This is a genomic window from Marisediminitalea aggregata (assembly GCF_900129565.1).
GTDB lineage: Bacteria > Pseudomonadota > Gammaproteobacteria > Enterobacterales > Alteromonadaceae > Alteromonas > Alteromonas aggregata.
Genome location: NZ_FQWD01000001.1, coordinates 643,807 through 660,934 on the forward strand (window position 1 = coordinate 643,807; position 17,128 = coordinate 660,934).

Genomic DNA, 17,128 nt, shown 5'->3' on the forward strand with positions numbered 1-17,128 from the left:
TCAATTCGGTTAAACGGTTTATTACTCTACGATTGCCAGAATGTCGCTTTCGCTCATGATGAGCACTTCTTCGCCATCCAGCTTCTCGGTTTTTACGCCGTAACCGTCGTTGAAAATAACGGTGTCGCCGACTTTTACGTCTAACGCTTTCACTTCGCCATTCTCCAGAATGCGACCGTTACCCACAGCGACGATTTCACCGCGAGTCGATTTTTCTGCCGCAGAACCGGTCAATACGATACCGCCAGCAGATTTGCTTTCTTGCTCTGCGCGCTTGACGATAACGCGATCGTGTAAAGGACGAATTGCCATTTTCAAATCTCCTGAATAATCTAACTATTCAATTTTTGTGATTAGCCGACGTACACATTGGTCATACGCCGTTTGCCTAGTTTGACCCTGATGGGCCGTAAAATTGTTACTGCGTGGTTAAATGGGGGAGTACCCAGACAAGATCAAGGGGTTTATTAAAAAAAATTTGAAAATTTTTTTTTGCCTGAGAGTGGCATGTGATGAAAATAACGCCAGGGCTGGAAATCTCTGGCCCCAGCGATATGAATTACTGAATTAACAAGCGATGCGCTTGTCTGGACAACGTAGTGGGTGTCCAGTCATTCAGTGCTTTTTCTTTTGTATACAGAGGCAGATCTGCCATGGATATTTGCGGTCTGTCGGTATTGCTGTGTGCGCCAGGCCCATAACTGCCAAACTCACTAAATCGCGCGTCGGTTAACGGCATAAAGCGTTTGCGAGAACCGTCTTTGGCGGTGCCGCCCATACTGCTCCAACCAACCTGCGCAATGTGGCCATCCATAAAGGTATTGATGAAGGTGCTTTTACCAATGGCATTGGGGTTGGCATAACGCCCGTCATCAAAGGTGGTGGTGGGGTGCCAGGGGCGGCCCAGGGGCACACTGTTGTCGGGCACACCAATCTCTCGCAGCAATCGGCAGTTCAGGAAGGTAAAACCATACTCCTGTTCAATCAGCGTGCTGGGAGCGGTCACATACCCGGTAAACGTCATTGGATGCGCTCTTGGTCGGGAAATCACATCGGTATATTCGAACAGCATGTTACCTGCACCAAATATAAAGTCCACATGCCCGGCAATTTCGCTGTCCAGAACATAGGTTCTGCCCGATTGAGCGTAAAGTGTATCCTGATAACCCAGCAAGGTTACGCGTTGCAGCACAGTGCGGTCAGCTTGCTCTGCAATTTTAAGCGCGACGGCCTGGGTACCTCGAATTTTATCCGGGTGGCCCTTAGGCAGCTTATCGTCTGCCGGATAGTCGTAGGTATTTTCAATCGTTAAATCAAACAAACTGACGTCGGGCGCCAACACCTCCACCACGGCCGTTCGAAACGTTCCCCAGGTTTCCTCACTTCCCGGTGCTACAGGCTCACCTGCATAACGGGCGTAAGCAATGGTTGTGTTGCGTTTACCGCTGCCGACAAGTCGAATACCCGGCTTATTAATAATGACCCGCTCTTCAAATACTCCGGGGCCGATGAATATCGTCCAGGGTTTCCCGTCCGGGGCGGCGTCGATAGCCGCTTGTATCGATGTAAATGCATTGTCACTCTGTGCGCTTAGCACGCGAGCGTCAATGCGATCCACCGGTTGGCCGGGCGGCGTTGCGCACCCACCCAGTAGCGTTGCGCACCCGCCCAGAAGCGTGGCGCATAAGGCCAGTATCCTGAACAGTCTTCCCCGTACTCCCATGTTAGATCACCACCGCTTTACCGTTGATAACGATATTCTCCTGCGTGACCTCGGCGACATTCTCAATCACAGAGTCCTTTTCCGCTTTCTCGATCGTGATATTTTTCAGCGACACGCCGGTGATAGGCGTATGAGGATACCCGCGCATCATGAAGGCACGCTTAGCTTCCACTACATGCAGATTTTCAATGGAGATGGCTTCCAGGGCAGGCATAAACTGGCCCACATCGCCTTCTTCATAATAAAAGTTGATCACGATGGCATCTTTTACCTTACCAATGCGCAAATGACGGTAGTTCAGGTTTTGTAAATGCCCGCCGCGTATGGAATTGGTTTTAATGCGAATTCCCCGGTCTAGATCCGGGCTGCTCATTTCGCAGTGCTGAGCATACAGGTTTTTTACCCCGCCAGAGATCTCACTGCCAATCACCACACCGCCGTGTCCGGCTTTCATTTGGCAAGCATTGATCAGAATGTTTTCACACGGCGCGCCCACTCTGCGACCATCGGCATTGCGGCCTGACTTGATTGCAATGCAGTCATCGCCAGTATCGAACACACAGTTTTCTATGAGCACGTCTTTACAACTCTCCGGGTCGCACCCGTCGGAGTTTGGTCCGTGGCTGTCACAGTGAACGCCGGTTACCGTTACGTTTTCACACAACACCGGGTTGACCAACCAGAACGGTGAATTCTTGATGGTAACGCCTTCAATAAGCACGTTTTTGCATTTATAGGGCTGAATAAATGGCGGACGCAGGTAGTTTTCATCGAACACACGCTGGGCTACCGGCACCTGGTCTTCTGCCATTTGGCGTAACACATCGCGGGTAAACTTCTGGTTTTCAACCGGGTGGTCGCCCCAGTCTGCCTCTTTCCATTTGCCTTTCCAGGGCCACCACTGGGTTGGGCTACCGCCACCTTCCAGCGTGCCTTTACCTGTAATGGCTACATTGGTTTGTTCGTACGCATAAATAAGCGGCGAATATCCCATGAGTTCCGTGCCTTCCCAGCGGGTGAACACGTAGGGTTTGTACAGTTCTGGTTCCGGGATGAAGTGCAGCGTAGCGCCTTCCTCAATATGCAAATTAATATTGGATTTGAGGTGAACCGGACCAGTGTAAAACTCGCCTTTCGGCACGACTACACGGCCACCGCCTTGCTTTGCGATTGCATCAATCGCGGCGTGAATGGCGTCACTGACATTCTCGCCACTGCCCGCTTTGGCGCCGTATTCGGTAATCACCGCACTGCGAGATGGAAAGCTTGGCGGCACAATACGCGCTCGGATGGCGTTGGCCTGATCGTTCCAGGCAAAATCACTGTTAGCAGAAGGACTGCCTGTACAACCCGACATTGTCAGCGCGCCCATGGCGGCTGAGCCTGTACCCATTAGTTTTAATAAAGACCGACGGTTCATCGACATAGTCACTGCGGTACTCCTTGCGTTGCGACACGCTGTAAAAAGGTATGAATGGTTTGTGTTGTCTGGCTCAGGTACGGCTCAAACAACCAAAACGTATGAATAGTGGGCGGTAGCATGACAAATTCGTAATCGATACCGTATTGGTTAAGCGCTTTGCCTACCGCTTCATGCCCTGCCGTAAAGCGCACCTGGCCACTGCTGATCACCAGTGTGGGTGGGGCATTATTGTGCACATGGGTAGCAGCAGACGCTTCTTTCCAGCGCGCTGGCATAGACTGATAGTCGCCGCCCAGCCACAAGGCAGCAGCAGACGTCGCTTTGCGTTTGTCTTCAAATTGCAGCGCCAGTGGTGTAGTGAAATCCAGCACGCCGTCCAAATCAATAACGGCATTAACACGAGGGTCAGCGTCCTGATGCGGATTAAAAAGCGGCAAGTGTGCGGTAAAGCCCGCCAACGCGGCCATTTGACCACCGGAAGAACCACCACCGATGGCGACTCTGTCTGGATTGATCATCAATGTTTCGCTATTCACTTTGACCCACAGCACTGCATCTACTATATCCAGCATGCCAGCCGGGTATTGGGCTTCAATCGACAGGCGATATTCCGGAGTAAATACGGTGTAGCCAAGCTGAGCCAGTTTATTAGCCAACGGATAAAAATGGGACTTATTGCCTGCGCGCCAACCACCGCCGTGAATCAGCACAATCGCCTGACCATTGTGATTTTCAGCTGAAGGAAAAAACGTGTCTATGTGCAAATCGCGATTGCCCAGCGATTTGTAGGGCCGTTCAAATTCTGCGGCCTGCCCTTCCCGGTACTGCAATACCGGCCATTTCAGTTCAGGGTGTTTAGGTTTATAGCGCGCAAAGCGTTCACCCGGCGTATAGCCGTCATCCACCTGGAAAGTCGTTTCTTTTGCCAGTGCCGTTGTACTCAGCATGGAACAAAGTAAAAGAAACAGGGAAACGCGTTTCAGGTTCATACGTGATTATTTCCGGTGCATCGGGATAAAGCGAACATAGTCCACATATACATAGTTTTGCGAGCCAGCATCCACTTTAATTAAAGGGTTTGTTACCGCGAAAATACCCGTTTTCGCCCCTACCCAGCGACCGCGTCGCGCAATAAACTGTTCACCCACCACCGTAAAGGGTTCGGTGTCATCATAACGATAGCCAAATACTGCGGTCGAGTCGGATGCCATGATATAGCGAAATTCGATCGTTTCGTGCTTAACAGGGCCATAGTCATGAACGCTTTCATCACACCCAGTGCGGGCGTTGCGGCACTGCACATACACAAGATGAGGCGCGCCGTTAATCGCTTTCACACCAACCCAGGCGTAGTCTTCGCCAAATAACAGCAGACCTGACTCCAATGCAAACATATTTGAAGGCACCGTCATGCGCATACGCACCTGAAATTGCTGGGCGGGTAATTTCTGCAGCATCAGATTGGGCGTCATCCACAGGTTATTGCCTGTTTCAGGCATTTTCATTTGGGCATGCAACCGAATGTGCGACTTTGTTTCCCAGCTAAACCAGTTGTCTTGCTGGTTGGCATTCCACTGCCATTGCAAACCGTATCGCTGGTCATTAAATTCATCAGTGGTCGGCTGAGCCTTCACTGCACCTGGTTTTGAGCTCTTAGGCTTCTGATGCACATACACAGGTTCGCCGACGCCGTCTTTATCTGCGTCATTGCCAATAACCGGCCAGTCATCCTGCCACGCAAGCGGCTGTAAATGCACAATGCGACCATAGGCCTTTCGGGATTGAAAGTGAATGAACCAGTCTTCATTCTGGGCGGTGTGTATCCATGCGCCCTGATGCGGGCCGTTGATCAAGGTATTACCCTGCGCCATAACTACTCTGCTTTCATAAGGGCCTGCGATGTTTTTTGACCGAAACACAGACTGCCAGCCAGTTTCAACACCACCGGCAGGGGCAAATATGTAGTAATAGCCATTACGCTTATAGAATTTGGGCCCTTCCAGGGTGCGATAACCCGGCAACGCGTGACCGTCAACAATGTGTTGATACTCTTCTGACACCCAACTGGTGTCTGCTGCCATTTTTCGCAAACTCAATACGTTATTGAAGCCCGCACGACTCTTCGCCCAACCGTGTAACAGCCAGGCGTTACCATCGTCATCCCATAACGGGGTCGGGTCAATTAACCCTTTGCCAGCAAGAATGCGTTTGGGTTCGCTCCAGGTTCCCGCTGGATCATCGGCAGTCACAACGTATATGCCAAAATCCGGATCGGGGTAAAAGATCCAGAATTTCTCATTGTGATAACGAATGTTGGGTGCCCATACGCCATTACCATGTTGCGGTCGGGCATAGTGGTCTGCAGGCACCTGCACAGGCAACGCGTAGTTGATCAGCGTCCAGTTAACCAAATCGGTAGAATGTAATACGGGTAAACCGGGTGCAGAATTGAAGCTGGATGCGGTCATGTAGTAGTCATTACCTACGGCGACGACATCCGGGTCGGAATAATCAATGTGCAGAATTGGGTTACGGTAAGTCCCATCCCCACGATCTGACTGATGCATTATGCTAGCGTCGGAAGGGGGAGGTGACTGCAGTGAATGAGCGCCACTGCAGCCACAAAGGCCAGTTAACAAAATACCCAGGCCCCAAAACTTACCGGTAAACATGGCTTACTTACCCAATTCTACTGCAGCCAGAATAAACGGACCCACGCCTTTCGCATCGTTCGGGCGAATCGGTTCGCTCATGTAGTACTCAAAGCTGCCATCGCGGTAAGGGTTGCCACCAAGGCCAGCTACGGCACAGACTTTTTCAAGGGTAATCACATTTGACTCAGGGTCGACGGAAATCATTTGATCAAGCAGCCCTGCAAAACCTTTTTCCGCGTAACCTTTAAACTCTGCGGGTAATACGCCGAGGTTTACGCCTTTCGCCATCGCATAGGTCAGCATAGCTGTGCCTGACGCTTCAAGATAGTTTCCGTCGCGGTCACCCAGGTCAGTCACCTGATACCAGGTACCGCTGGTGTGCTGATATTTCACCACTTGCGTCATTAGGTTTTCGAAGCGCGAAGCCAACCAGGCGCGTTTGGATAAATGCGGCGGAACAATGTCCAGTACGTCAGCCATTGCCATGGCATACCATCCCAAAGCACGAGACCAGTGATGAGGTGACAGACCAGTGCTGTTGTCTGCCCATTTTTGATCGCGAGACTCGTCCCAGCCATGACGAGGCAGACCGGTGTTCGGATCGTATAAGTGCTTTTCAATCAGCTCGAATTGCAGGAAAACATCGTCAAGCTGTTCAGGCTTGCCAGCACGCATGATGTATTCTGCATAAAACGGCGCGCCCATATACAGGCCATCCAGCCACATTTGGTACGGATAACGTTTTTTGTGCCAGAACCCACCTTCACTGGTACGTGGATGTTCATCGAACTGTGCACGCAATTTGTCAGCGGCTAACAGGTATTTTTTATCACCGGTTTGGTCATACAGAAAGAACAGAACCTTTCCTGCATTGATCATATCGATGTTGAATTTCTCTTTCTTATAAGTGGCAATATTGCCCTTATCGTCAATCAGCGTGTCGTAATATCCTTTCAGATAATCGAAATACCGTTGATCTCCGGTTTGCTCATACACGCGGGTAAAGCCAAGCAGGTTTAAGCCGTGAACATAATCCCAGGTCGGTTTTTCGTCCCAGTCCATCATCCAGGCTTCCGGGAAACGCACCATTTCTGACTCAACCATACGCTGAGACCAGGCTTTGGTATTATCGAGTGGCTCTGCCTGAACCATACTGCTACCTACCGCCATACCTAATGACATAAGGACAACTTTGATTAGCTTTCTGGCCATTATTTACCCCTGTGTTAACAAAATTGAAACGCTAAATGCTACCGGTAGCATTTTGGTTAATTTGATTGATGTTGTCAAGTTGTAAATAGATTTTCGAGCAAAAAATACCATAAACGGAACAATAGTATAAATAACTGTTTTAAAAGCACAAAAAAGTCATTCGACGTAATAAATGCGCCATTCAACTGCCTATAAATCCATCTTATTTATCAAATCGATTTGTGAAATAACGTACAAAAATTTTAAAAAAATGAAAAAACAGGCTTGCCACCGGTAGCATTTAATCATATATTGTTAATCGCTTGTAAACTACAGCAATAAAAATAACAGGTGATACAAGCATCAGTACCCATGCACACTATGTGCCTGCACGTTAACCAACCACTGATGCAGGCACAAATAAAAACGTGAGGATCCACGAATGAATTTTGCCAAGTCCTTTAAAAAAGCACCAGTCAGTATTGCTGTCGCGTGCGCCATGCTTACTCCTGCTGTACTTGCCCAGAGTGCTGAGACCAATGATGACATGGTCGAAGTAATCGAAGTTCGCGCATCGAGCTTTGCCGACAGCTTACAGAAAGCACTGATTACTAAAAGAGCCTCAGCAGGCGCGGTTGATACTATTCTTGCAGAAGATATTGCTGACTTCCCGGACCAGAACCTGGCCGAGTCACTGCAACGTATCCCAGGTATTGCGATCAGCCGTGACGCCGGACAAGGTCGTGAGATCACCGTTCGTGGTCTGAACTCAAGCTTCACACGTGTGCAGTTAAACGGCATGCAAGCACAATCACTTTCTGCGGGTCCTGGCGGCGTGCGTAAGAGCCGAGCTTTTGACTTCAACGTGTTTGCATCTGAATTATTCAGCCAGTTAACCGTTCACAAAACGTCATCAGCAGAAATTGAAGAAGGCACGTTAGGTGCAACAGTGGACCTCACTACAGGCCGCCCTTTCGACTTTAACGACAATGTGACTGCCATTAACGTGCAGGGCACTTATAACGACCAGTCAGAAGAAGCGGACCCAAGATTATCGGCACTGACCAGCTACACCAATGACGATCGCTCTTTTGGTGTCTTGGTTTCTGCCTCATTCTCTTCACAGTTAATCAGCAACGTTGGCTCAGATACTGGCCGCTGGGAAGACGACGGCTTCTGTACAGATTCTTCGTGCCTGGGTACCCAGGATGAAGACTTAAGCAGCTACTGGCACCCACGCTTCCCACGTTTTGCCGACAAGACGCATGAACTGGATCGCACCGGTATCACTGCGTCTGTACAGTTTGCGCCAAGCGACGACACCACGGTTACCGTAGATGCCTTGTACTCAAAAATTGAAGCACAGCGTCTTGAGCCGTTCATGCAGGCTATCTCGTTGGCTCGTACCAACTCTTCAGGTGTAGGCCAGACTTACCTGACTGACTACACTATTGATGGCAACGACAGCATTATTGCTGCAACAGCCCACGATGTAGACATTCGTTCAGAAAACTTCGAGTCTAACTGGGAATCTGAATTTACCCAGTTCAGCGTGGATGTTGAACATCACTTCAACGATGACTTAAAAGTTAACCTGTTAGTCGGTACGTCTGAATCTGTGCTGGACAACCGTGAAACCACTATTATTTACGAGCACTTCAGCGTGAACGACTCGCGTCGCACACTGGACTATGCAGACAGCACGTCAGCGGTAACATACGATTTTACTAATCAGATGAGCCCGACAATGAGCTACAGCTTTGATACGGCCAACCCGGCAAACTGGGAGCTGTCTGAATACCGTGACCGTATTTATGATGCCAAATCAAGCTACGACAACGCCCGCGCTGACTTCGAGTATATCCTGAATGACGCGATTACCCTGAAAGGCGGTGTAACTTATAAAGACTACCTGTACTCAATTGCAGGCTCACGCGCAGATGGCACATTCGCATCAGCTGACGCAGCAGACGGTACCGTTGACAACGTAGCCTTTGGTATCAGCAACGTAGTTACTGCTGCTGACGGCAATGTCGTTAACTTTGGCGGTCAGTCATTCTTTATGGCCGACAACGCGCAATTACCCCAATTCCTGGCGAGCGGTGGCTGGAGCTATGCACCACGCGGCGGCGATACTTATGCCGTTAGCGAAGAAAACCTGAGCTACTTCCTGCAAGCGGATTTCTTCTACCCAATTGGCGACATGGATCTGCGCGGTAACGCGGGTGTGCGTTATGCTACAACCGACGTTGAATCTACCGGCCTGGTAAATGGCGACCCAACCTCAGTGAAGAACGACTACAGCGACACGCTGCCGTCACTTAACCTCGCATTAGACGTAACCGAAGATGTAGTGTTACGTGCGTCTTATGCGGACGTTATGTCTCGCCCTGGTCTAAGCACCTTGTCTCCAGGTGGTAGTGTTGACCCATTCAACCTGACAGTAAGCTACGGTAACCCGTTCATTGACCCGTTCCGTGCAACTAACTACGACCTGTCGGCTGAATACTACTTCGACGAAGGCGCGTTGTTGTCACTTGCATACTTCATTAAAGACATCGAGTCTTTCCCTACCAGCGAAACGGTTACACTAAACTGGCAGGAAGTAGGCTTACCAGACAGCGTACTGGGTGGCCAGGCTAACATCGTTAACAACTCTGACTTTGAAGTTCGTCGCTCAATTAATGGCGGTGGCGGTAAGCTGGACGGTTACGAAGTACAGTATCAACAAAAACTGGACTTCCTGCCGGGCCCACAATGGGTGCAAAACTTCGGCGTACTGGCTAACATGACGTTTGTTGATGCAGACGTGAACCTGACGGGCCAGTCTGACCGCTCTTCAAACTTCACCGTTTACTGGGAAGATGAAGTATTCAGCGCACGTATCTCAATGGCAAATCGCAGCGAGTTCACTACGTCGTTCAATAGCAACCCGAACAAACAACGTTATGTTGACGGTACTACGCACATTGACTTCTCAGCGAGCTACAACGTGTCAGAAAACCTGAAAATTTCAATTGAAGGTATTAACCTGACCGACGAGCCAATTGTTGCAATGGTATCTCCTAATATCGGTGGCCGCGTGTGGAACGTGACGCAAACTGGTCGTCAGTTCTTTATTGGCGCGAGCTACAGAATGTAATCTTTAGTGTCCTAAGCAAAGGCCATTATTCGTAATGGCCTTTTTTCGTTTTAAGGAAATACAATGAAAAAACTCTTCGCTGTTTTCGCACTGATATCCGTTTGTATACCAGCCAGTGCCTGGGATCCAACGCGCGTAGCGCTTCATCTGGTGGGTGACTCTACCATGGCCGACAAACCTAACCTGGCCTATCCGGAACGCGGCTGGGGGCAATTGCTACCTGAGTTCATGAACGAAGAGCTTGAGATTGTGAATCACGCGGCAAATGGACGCAGCACCCGCCGCTTTATCAATGAAGGCCGCTGGGCATTAGTGCTTTCTGAGTTAAAAGCAGGCGATTATGTATTGATTCAATTTGGTCATAACGACCAGAAAGTCGACGACCCGGCACGGTATGCCTCTGTAGACAAAGACTACCCGGCGTTCCTTAAACAGTACATCGCCGATGTACGCGCTAAGGATGCCATTCCCATGATCGCCAGCTCCATTTGCCGTCGCCACTTCGACAACGAAGGTAACTTACAACGCAAACTCATCGACTACGCCAGTGCAGCGAAAAAGGTAGCTCAGCAAGAAGATGTTGCCTTTTTTGACCTGAATGACCAGACCTGTGGCTTTTTAAAGGAGATAGGTGAACCAGCCAGTCAGCAGTATTTTATTCAGGTACCGCCCGATCTCTACACCCGCTACCCGGATGGCAAAGTCGACAACACTCACTTGAACGTCGTGGGGGCTTCGAAAGTCGCGCAGTTCTTTATTCGTGATCTGCGTAGCAGAAAACACCCGCTGGCAAACTACGTATACCGCGACTCGTTGTAGTAGCAGCCACTTGGCATAAGGCAGTGTGTTCATTGCCTTATGCTAGAATTGTGGCCACTTCACCTGATTACGGCCGGCTCGTTTGGCCATAAGCAACTGTCTGTCTGCCAGTTCAAACGCACTTTCTACACCTTCAGCAATCAGCACGGGCGCAACACCAAAGGAACAGGACACCTCTATACCATCAAACTGTGCAGACACTTGACTGACTGCCAGCCTGATTTGCTCCGCCACTTTCACACCGGATTCCAATGGCGTATTCGGCAACAGAATCAAAAACTCGTCACCCCCAAAGCGGCCAAACAAATCACTTTCCCGGCATTCTGAACGGGCTATTTGAGCTACCGCCTTTAGCACATCGTCTCCCACAATGTGGCCAAGCGAGTCGTTTATGTGTTTAAACTTATCGATATCAAACACAATCAACGACAAAGACTCATGATAGCGCGCCGCCTGTTTAGTGAGTTGCTCGGCGGTATTAAAAAATGACTGACGCGTATGCGCCTGGGTGAGTCCGTCGTAATGGGCCTGCTGATGTAGCTTGTGATTGTCGGAGATCAAGGCCGGTACCGCCATGGAAAAATAGGTACTACAGGCCATCACGCACAAAGCAAACTGGAAAATATACGCTTGGGTATCTATGCCCCAAAACGCCACGAGCCCGGCCATAGTAAAACCAAACAACGCCAGGCTGACCGCCGCATGAAACGGCGACTCAGTGTATACAATCCACATTTGTGGCATCGCCAGAAAGAACACGAAACAGGCTATCTCGGGCGAATCAAAGTAGTAGGCAGCGAAAGACGTAAACAACAACCCCAGCATGGTCAACAGTAGTTTTACGCTGTAGGGAAAATCATTAGCGTGGACTATCGGCACGAAAGCGATGTCGGATAGAAAGTTTCGTGAAGGGTACCAGCGCTGAAACAGTGCAACAAAAAGTGGCGCCATCACCAGCAAACCAGACATATCGCCTATCCACCAGGCAATCAGGGTTTCTTTTAGCGTTGCTGAGGCAAGACCGTCGTAAAGCACCAGCGTGCCTACAACAGACACCAACAAGGTTGACGCTGCACATACCAACAAAAAGCGCATCACAACGCTGTACAAATTATAGGAAGTAATGTGCGCTAAGGACTTGCGTAACACCACAGCACCAGCGCCATAAACACCCACGTGAAGCATGGCAAATAAGCTGCCCGAAACAAGCAACTCCTGAATGCTACGCCCCGTCATATAGATACTCTCTTCCCAGAACGTAGAGAGTACGCAGGCCACAGTCAGTGTAATACACGCACGCCACCCTAAAAACAGCAGCGCAGTGAGGGTAAGTGCCACCGGGGGGAACCAGATACTGGCGTGAGGAGCATACTCCATGACCACAGATAGCCGCCACAACAGCAACCAGAGGACAAGTAACACACATTGACGCATGGCACCTGATGATGTCAGGCCCATGACAAACATGCTCCCGGGAGGTATTTTGCTAAAGCGCACTCAACCTGAAAATAACAAACGCGATGCCTGTACTGTCTGGCATGAAAATCTGGCCGTTCAACGGGCTTTGAATAGTGTGGATTCAAACTGCTACGCACACTGACTACTCCTGTTACACTGAAACAGGCGTAACGCATTTCGGTACTCGCGTTACCGCCCGCAGGTCAGTTTATAAGGAATCGTCAGTAAGTGCACGAATTCTGTGCAGCTAACGTTGGTAGGCTTGATGCGTATCAATAGTGCCTAAAGGCTGTTTACGGCCTTTTTCAGTGCTTCTACCGGAATGATTGCGCCCGGGTGTTGAATAACGGTACCCGCTACTTTTGCACCGTAACTGGCGGATTCTGTTACGCCTTTACCACTGATACGCGCAGCCAGATAGCCACCGTTGAAAGCATCACCGGCTGCAGTGGTGTCCACTACATCATTGACCTTTTCAACAGGCACGATGAACTGACCCTGAGCGTTTTTAATACGAACACCCACGGCGCCGTTCTTCATTACCGTTTCACCAATTCGCATCGGCGCAAGGTGACCAAACACATCGTCGGCATCAGTGTGGCCATAAAGCGCCAGGTGGTCGTCGCCGCCCGGGAAGGCAATATCAGCAACGGAATAACAGCGGTCCATCCAAGCCTGCGCGACGTCTTTGTCTGGCCATAAACGCGGGCGGTAGTTTGGGTCAAAGACAATTTCGCAGCCCTGATGCTTGAGCTCCGCAATCAAATCGAACAGCTTCTCGCGCTGTACTTCATCCAGGATCGCCACGGAGATCCCAGAGAAATAAAACATATCGATTTGCTGAGGCGGTTGAGTCATCACGTTCAGGGTTTGTGTTGCCGCCGAGTTGTCGCGCCAGTAGGCAAACGTACGCTCGCCTTGTTTGTCGGTTCTCACCATGTACAAACCCAAGTTGCGTTTACTGCAGCGGTACACCTGATCGGTATTGATTTGCTCATCACCCATGGCAAACAGCAATTCATTACTGAGAAAATCCTCGCCGATAGCGGTCAGGTAACTCACCGACACATTCGGTGCAGAACGTTTTAAATAGACTGCGGTGTTATAGGTATCACCCGCAAAACTTTTAATCATGTCGTTGCCGCCTTTCGACACCAACTCCACCATGCACTCACCGAATATGACGACTTTTTTCACGCGGCATCCTCAATAAACTGACCTTGTGCTACCACACAGGCATCGGTAATTCCCTGCCAATTGCCCGCTTTTACGCAGTCTTTGGGGATCATCCATGAACCGCCTACCGCGAATACGTTTGGCAGCGCGCTGAACTCATGCAGGTTGTGGTCGGCAATGCCCCCGGTCGGACAAAAGCTCACTTGCGGAAAAATAGCGCCGAAGTTTTTCAGCATGCCCACACCACCACACAAGGTGGCCGGGAAAAATTTGGCTTCAGTTAAACCCGCTTCAACAGCCAGTAAAATATCAGATGGCGTGGCAGTACCGGGTAAAAATGGCAGCTGCGCGTCACTTAAATACCCCAGCAGCTTTTCGCTGAGTGTGGGAGTAATAATAAACTGACTGCCAGCATCTTTGGCTTCCTGTACCTGATCGGCATTAAGCACCGTACCCATGCCCACCAGCATGTCCGGAAATTGTTCGCGAATCGCGGTGACTGCAGCGGCGGCTGCCGGGGTGCGTCGAACCACTTCGATACTGCGTAAGCCGCTGTTGTGCACAGCGCGGGCAATGTTAATTGCCTGCTCTACACTTTCAGGTTGCAGGATGGGTAATAACGGCGTGCCTTGAATCAGCGCGCGAAATCCATTCATAGTAGGGTCTCCAGAGTGTCTGCGATGTTCTCGTTGTTTAACGCAGCCAGCTGTTCAACATGCTTGAGTACGGTTTGTTTAAAATTATTATTAACCGTTAACTCGTCGAACACCTGGGTTAAATTCAGTACGGCATTGGCAAGGTCTGTGACGCTACCTTTATGCTGTGCAGCAAGGTCTAACAGGGTGTCAGCCAGTGGGTCGACTAACTGCTCCTGATCATTGTGACGTTTGGCAATAAACAGGATCCAGGCCGCAATAGGCACGCACAGTAACGATACCGGGTTGCCTTTTTTGTAGTTGTCGCGCACGGTATTCAGAATACGGAAGGGCAGTTTTTGCGACCCATCCCAGGCAATTTGTGACAGCAAGTGACGAATGTGGCGATTCTGATAGCGACGCACAATATCATCGGCATAGCTGGCCAAATCCATCACACCTTCAGCGTCAATAGACGGCATGATTTCGCTTGTTAGCAGCTTGCGAATAAACGTGTGCAACGTGTCATCGCTAATGGCCTCGAACACCGTTTCTTTGCCTGCTAACGTGCCTACGTAAGCCAGGGTTGAGTGTGTACCGTTCAAAATGCGTAGCTTGGCATTTTCGAATGCCGCTACGTCGTCAGTAAACGTGACACCCACTTTGTCCCAGGCCGGGCGCGGGCCGCTGAACGTATCTTCAACTACCCATTGCGTGAAGGCTTCACGTTGAATTGGCCAGGCATCGCTTACACCTAATTTTTCGGCAGCTAATTCAATGAGTGCCTCATCGGTAGCTGGGGTAATACTGTCTACCATAGTACATGGGAAGCAGATATTGGCTTTGATCCAGTCCGCCATGGCCGGGTCCAGTTTCTGAGCAAATTGGTACACGGCTTTTTCCAGCTTTTTGCCGTTGTCGGCCAAATTGTCACAGCTGATCACGGTCATGTCTGCCACACCACTTTCGTAGCGCTCTTTAAGGGCACACACAATCAGACCAACGGCTGACACCGGCTGATCCGGATTTACCAGGTCATTGATAATGTCAGGGTGCGACGTATCCAATTCACCACTGCTGGTCAGGCAATAGCCTTTTTCAGTAATGGTTAAAGAGATGATGTGTGTGTTGGCATCAGTCAGCGCAGCCAGTATTGCATCGCGGTCTTCATCCAGTACCAACACTTCATCGAACGCGCCGATAACCTGTACATAAGGTTCATTGTCTAGCACGACCAGTGAGTACAGATTGTCCTGCTCTGCCAGTTTGCGCTTCAATGTCGCGCTGCGCATTGAAACACCCGTTATCCGCCAATTGCCGCCATGTGCCATTGCCATATCGGTGTATACGGCCTGGTGAGCACGGTGAAACGCGCCCGGGCCAATATGCACAATGCCTCTGGTGCGCTCTGCACGCACGTATCCGGGCTTTTTAATATCAGCCGGTAATCCAGCCAGCGACTGCTCAGTTAACGGGGTAGTCATTATGCGTTTCCTAATTTGTATGCTTGCTTGGCGAAGTCGTAAGACAGCTTCTTAATTAAGTCTGCAGCTTCTTCTTCGCTCACGCGGTGTTCAGCGACCATCGATGCCAGGAAGCGGCAATCGATACGGCGCGCCACATCGTGACGGGCAGGGATCGATAAGAACGCTCGTGTATCATCGTTAAAGCCAACTGTATTGAACAAACCAGCGGTTTCGGTCACCTGATGACGATAACGCAGCATGCCTTCCGGGCTGTCGTGGAACCACCAGGCCGGACCTAATTTAAGGCAAGGGTAATGGCCAGCAAGCGGTGCCAGCTCACGGGAATACACGGTTTCGTCCAGCGTAAACAGAATGATGCTCAATCGCGGGTCATTGCCGTATTTGTCGAGCAATGGCTTAAGCGCGTTAACGTACTCGGTTTGCATAGGAATATCGGCGCCTTTATCGCGGCCGAACTTTTGGAATACATCTTCGTTGTGGTTGCGGAATGCGCCAGGGTGGATTTGCATTACCATGCCATCTTCAATACTCATTCCTGCCAGCTCTGTCAGCATCTGACCACGGAATAACTCCTGTTCAGCGGCGCTGGACTTACCGGTTAAACACTTGTCGAACAAGGCTTCACACTCAGACACCGACAAGTCGGCAGTCAGTGCGGTAGGATGTCCATGGTCGGTTGCAGTAGCACCGTGGTCACGGAAAAATGCGCGACGCTGACGAATGGCTTCCAAGTATCCGGTCCAGGTTGTGGTGTTTGAACCGGTAATTTCACCCAGTTTATTGATGTTATCCACGAAGTCTTCGCGTGAAGCATCAACCACGTCATCAGGACGGAAAGACGTGATAACGCGCTTGTCCCAACCCGTGCCTTTTAGCACGCTGTGATGTTGCAAAGAGTCCAACGCACCTTCCGTTGTAGCGATCAGTTCAATGTTGAAACGGTCCATTAGCGCACGAGGCTTGTATTCCGCTTTGGTTAATTCAGCGGTGATGAACTCGTAGTAGTTCATGGCATTGGCACTACACAGCATGTCGGTCAGACCAAAGACGTTCTTAAATACAGTGTCCAGCCACATACGTGAAGGCGTGCCAGCAAACAAGTGATAGTGGTCAGCAAATATTTGCCAAATTTTCTTCGGATCACTTTCTGTTTCACCGCCATCCCAACGGCGAATGCCAAGGTCCTGCAGGGAAATTCCCTGGCTGTAGAGCATTCTGAATACGTAGTGGTCGGGCAGAATGAAAAGCTCAGTCGCGTTGCCAAAATTTTCATCGTAAGCAAACCAACGAGGATCGGTGTGGCCGTGTGGACTGATAATAGGCAAGTCCTTAACAGTCTGATACAGCGAACGCGCAATACCGCGTGTCTTTTCGTCCGCCGGAAACAGTCTGTCTTCGTGTAATAATATTGGTTTCATAT

At 50.1% G+C, this 17,128-nt stretch carries 13 protein-coding genes; 2 read left to right on the forward strand and 11 right to left on the reverse strand.

Annotated features, from left to right (window positions below):
• Nucleotides 1-21: 21 nt before the first annotated feature.
• The 6 genes from BUB81_RS02670 to BUB81_RS02695 form a co-directional block, all read right to left on the reverse strand.
• Nucleotides 22-312 carry a co-chaperone GroES gene (locus tag BUB81_RS02670; RefSeq protein ID WP_073317772.1) on the reverse strand — a complete coding sequence of 97 codons (291 nt, stop codon included), beginning with the start codon at nt 310-312 and terminating at the stop codon, nt 22-24.
• 247 nt (nt 313-559) lie between these two features.
• Nucleotides 560-1,723, reverse strand: a complete 1,164-nt coding sequence (locus BUB81_RS02675; RefSeq protein ID WP_084526149.1) for a pectinesterase family protein — start codon at nt 1,721-1,723, stop codon at nt 560-562.
• A 1-nt stretch (nt 1,724) separates the two neighbouring features.
• A complete protein-coding gene (locus BUB81_RS02680; RefSeq protein WP_073317775.1) occupies nt 1,725-3,149 on the reverse strand; it encodes a glycoside hydrolase family 28 protein in 1,425 nt (474 codons plus the stop codon).
• 2 nt (nt 3,150-3,151) lie between these two features.
• Nucleotides 3,152-4,135, reverse strand: coding sequence for an alpha/beta hydrolase (locus tag BUB81_RS02685; protein WP_073317778.1), 984 nt, complete (start codon nt 4,133-4,135; stop codon nt 3,152-3,154).
• A 6-nt stretch (nt 4,136-4,141) separates the two neighbouring features.
• Nucleotides 4,142-5,713, reverse strand: coding sequence for a glycoside hydrolase family 43 protein (locus tag BUB81_RS02690; protein ID WP_073318669.1), 1,572 nt, complete (start codon nt 5,711-5,713; stop codon nt 4,142-4,144).
• A gap of 108 nt (nt 5,714-5,821) precedes the next feature.
• Nucleotides 5,822-7,012: a glycoside hydrolase family 88/105 protein gene (locus BUB81_RS02695; protein WP_084526153.1), complete on the reverse strand. Its 1,191-nt coding sequence runs from the start codon at nt 7,010-7,012 to the stop codon at nt 5,822-5,824.
• 421 nt (nt 7,013-7,433) lie between these two features.
• Between BUB81_RS02695 and BUB81_RS02700 the strand changes: the two genes are divergently transcribed.
• Together BUB81_RS02700 and BUB81_RS02705 are read left to right on the forward strand one after the other, a co-directional pair.
• The gene (locus BUB81_RS02700; protein WP_073317781.1) at nt 7,434-10,133 is read left to right on the forward strand and encodes a TonB-dependent receptor; all 2,700 of its coding nucleotides are present in this window, start codon (nt 7,434-7,436) and stop codon (nt 10,131-10,133) included.
• Nucleotides 10,134-10,196: 63 nt separating this feature from the next.
• The gene (locus tag BUB81_RS02705) at nt 10,197-10,952 is read left to right on the forward strand and encodes a rhamnogalacturonan acetylesterase (protein WP_073317784.1); all 756 of its coding nucleotides are present in this window, start codon (nt 10,197-10,199) and stop codon (nt 10,950-10,952) included.
• 42 nt (nt 10,953-10,994) lie between these two features.
• Here the strand turns inward: BUB81_RS02705 and BUB81_RS02710 are convergent, their stop codons facing one another.
• The 5 genes from BUB81_RS02710 to uxaC all read right to left on the reverse strand — a co-directional run bounded on the left by BUB81_RS02710 (nt 10,995) and on the right by uxaC (nt 17,126).
• A complete protein-coding gene (locus BUB81_RS02710; protein ID WP_175555757.1) occupies nt 10,995-12,410 on the reverse strand; it encodes a sensor domain-containing diguanylate cyclase in 1,416 nt (471 codons plus the stop codon).
• A 282-nt stretch (nt 12,411-12,692) separates the two neighbouring features.
• Nucleotides 12,693-13,607 (reverse strand): sugar kinase, encoded by a 915-nt coding sequence (locus BUB81_RS02715; protein ID WP_073317790.1) that lies wholly within the window; start codon nt 13,605-13,607, stop codon nt 12,693-12,695.
• The gene (gene eda, locus BUB81_RS02720) at nt 13,604-14,242 is read right to left on the reverse strand and encodes a bifunctional 4-hydroxy-2-oxoglutarate aldolase/2-dehydro-3-deoxy-phosphogluconate aldolase (RefSeq protein WP_073317793.1); all 639 of its coding nucleotides are present in this window, start codon (nt 14,240-14,242) and stop codon (nt 13,604-13,606) included. The genes BUB81_RS02715 and eda overlap by 4 nt, the downstream gene beginning before the upstream one ends.
• The gene (locus BUB81_RS02725; protein WP_073317796.1) at nt 14,239-15,705 is read right to left on the reverse strand and encodes a mannitol dehydrogenase family protein; all 1,467 of its coding nucleotides are present in this window, start codon (nt 15,703-15,705) and stop codon (nt 14,239-14,241) included. The genes eda and BUB81_RS02725 overlap by 4 nt, the downstream gene beginning before the upstream one ends.
• The gene (uxaC, locus tag BUB81_RS02730; RefSeq protein WP_073317799.1) at nt 15,705-17,126 is read right to left on the reverse strand and encodes a glucuronate isomerase; all 1,422 of its coding nucleotides are present in this window, start codon (nt 17,124-17,126) and stop codon (nt 15,705-15,707) included. Before uxaC ends, BUB81_RS02725 begins: the two co-directional genes overlap by 1 nt.
• Between the last annotated feature and the right edge of the window lie 2 nt (nt 17,127-17,128).

Excerpts from the sequence above, each read along its gene's own strand:
- BUB81_RS02695 (WP_084526153.1), bottom strand. The coding sequence starts at position 7,012 with ATGGCCAGAAAGCTAATCAAAGTTGTCCTTATGTCATTAGGTATGGCG.
- eda (WP_073317793.1), bottom strand. The coding sequence starts at position 14,242 with ATGAATGGATTTCGCGCGCTGATTCAAGGCACGCCGTTATTACCCATC.
- BUB81_RS02680 (WP_073317775.1), bottom strand. The coding sequence starts at position 3,149 with ATGTCGATGAACCGTCGGTCTTTATTAAAACTAATGGGTACAGGCTCA.
- BUB81_RS02690 (WP_073318669.1), bottom strand. The coding sequence starts at position 5,713 with ATGCATCAGTCAGATCGTGGGGATGGGACTTACCGTAACCCAATTCTG.
- uxaC (WP_073317799.1), bottom strand. The coding sequence starts at position 17,126 with ATGAAACCAATATTATTACACGAAGACAGACTGTTTCCGGCGGACGAA.
- BUB81_RS02675 (WP_084526149.1), bottom strand. The coding sequence starts at position 1,723 with ATGGGAGTACGGGGAAGACTGTTCAGGATACTGGCCTTATGCGCCACG.
- BUB81_RS02725 (WP_073317796.1), bottom strand. The coding sequence starts at position 15,705 with ATGACTACCCCGTTAACTGAGCAGTCGCTGGCTGGATTACCGGCTGAT.
- BUB81_RS02685 (WP_073317778.1), bottom strand. The coding sequence starts at position 4,135 with ATGAACCTGAAACGCGTTTCCCTGTTTCTTTTACTTTGTTCCATGCTG.
- BUB81_RS02705 (WP_073317784.1), top strand. The coding sequence starts at position 10,197 with ATGAAAAAACTCTTCGCTGTTTTCGCACTGATATCCGTTTGTATACCA.
- BUB81_RS02710 (WP_175555757.1), bottom strand. The coding sequence starts at position 12,410 with ATGGGCCTGACATCATCAGGTGCCATGCGTCAATGTGTGTTACTTGTC.
- BUB81_RS02700 (WP_073317781.1), top strand. The coding sequence starts at position 7,434 with ATGAATTTTGCCAAGTCCTTTAAAAAAGCACCAGTCAGTATTGCTGTC.
- BUB81_RS02670 (WP_073317772.1), bottom strand. The coding sequence starts at position 312 with ATGGCAATTCGTCCTTTACACGATCGCGTTATCGTCAAGCGCGCAGAG.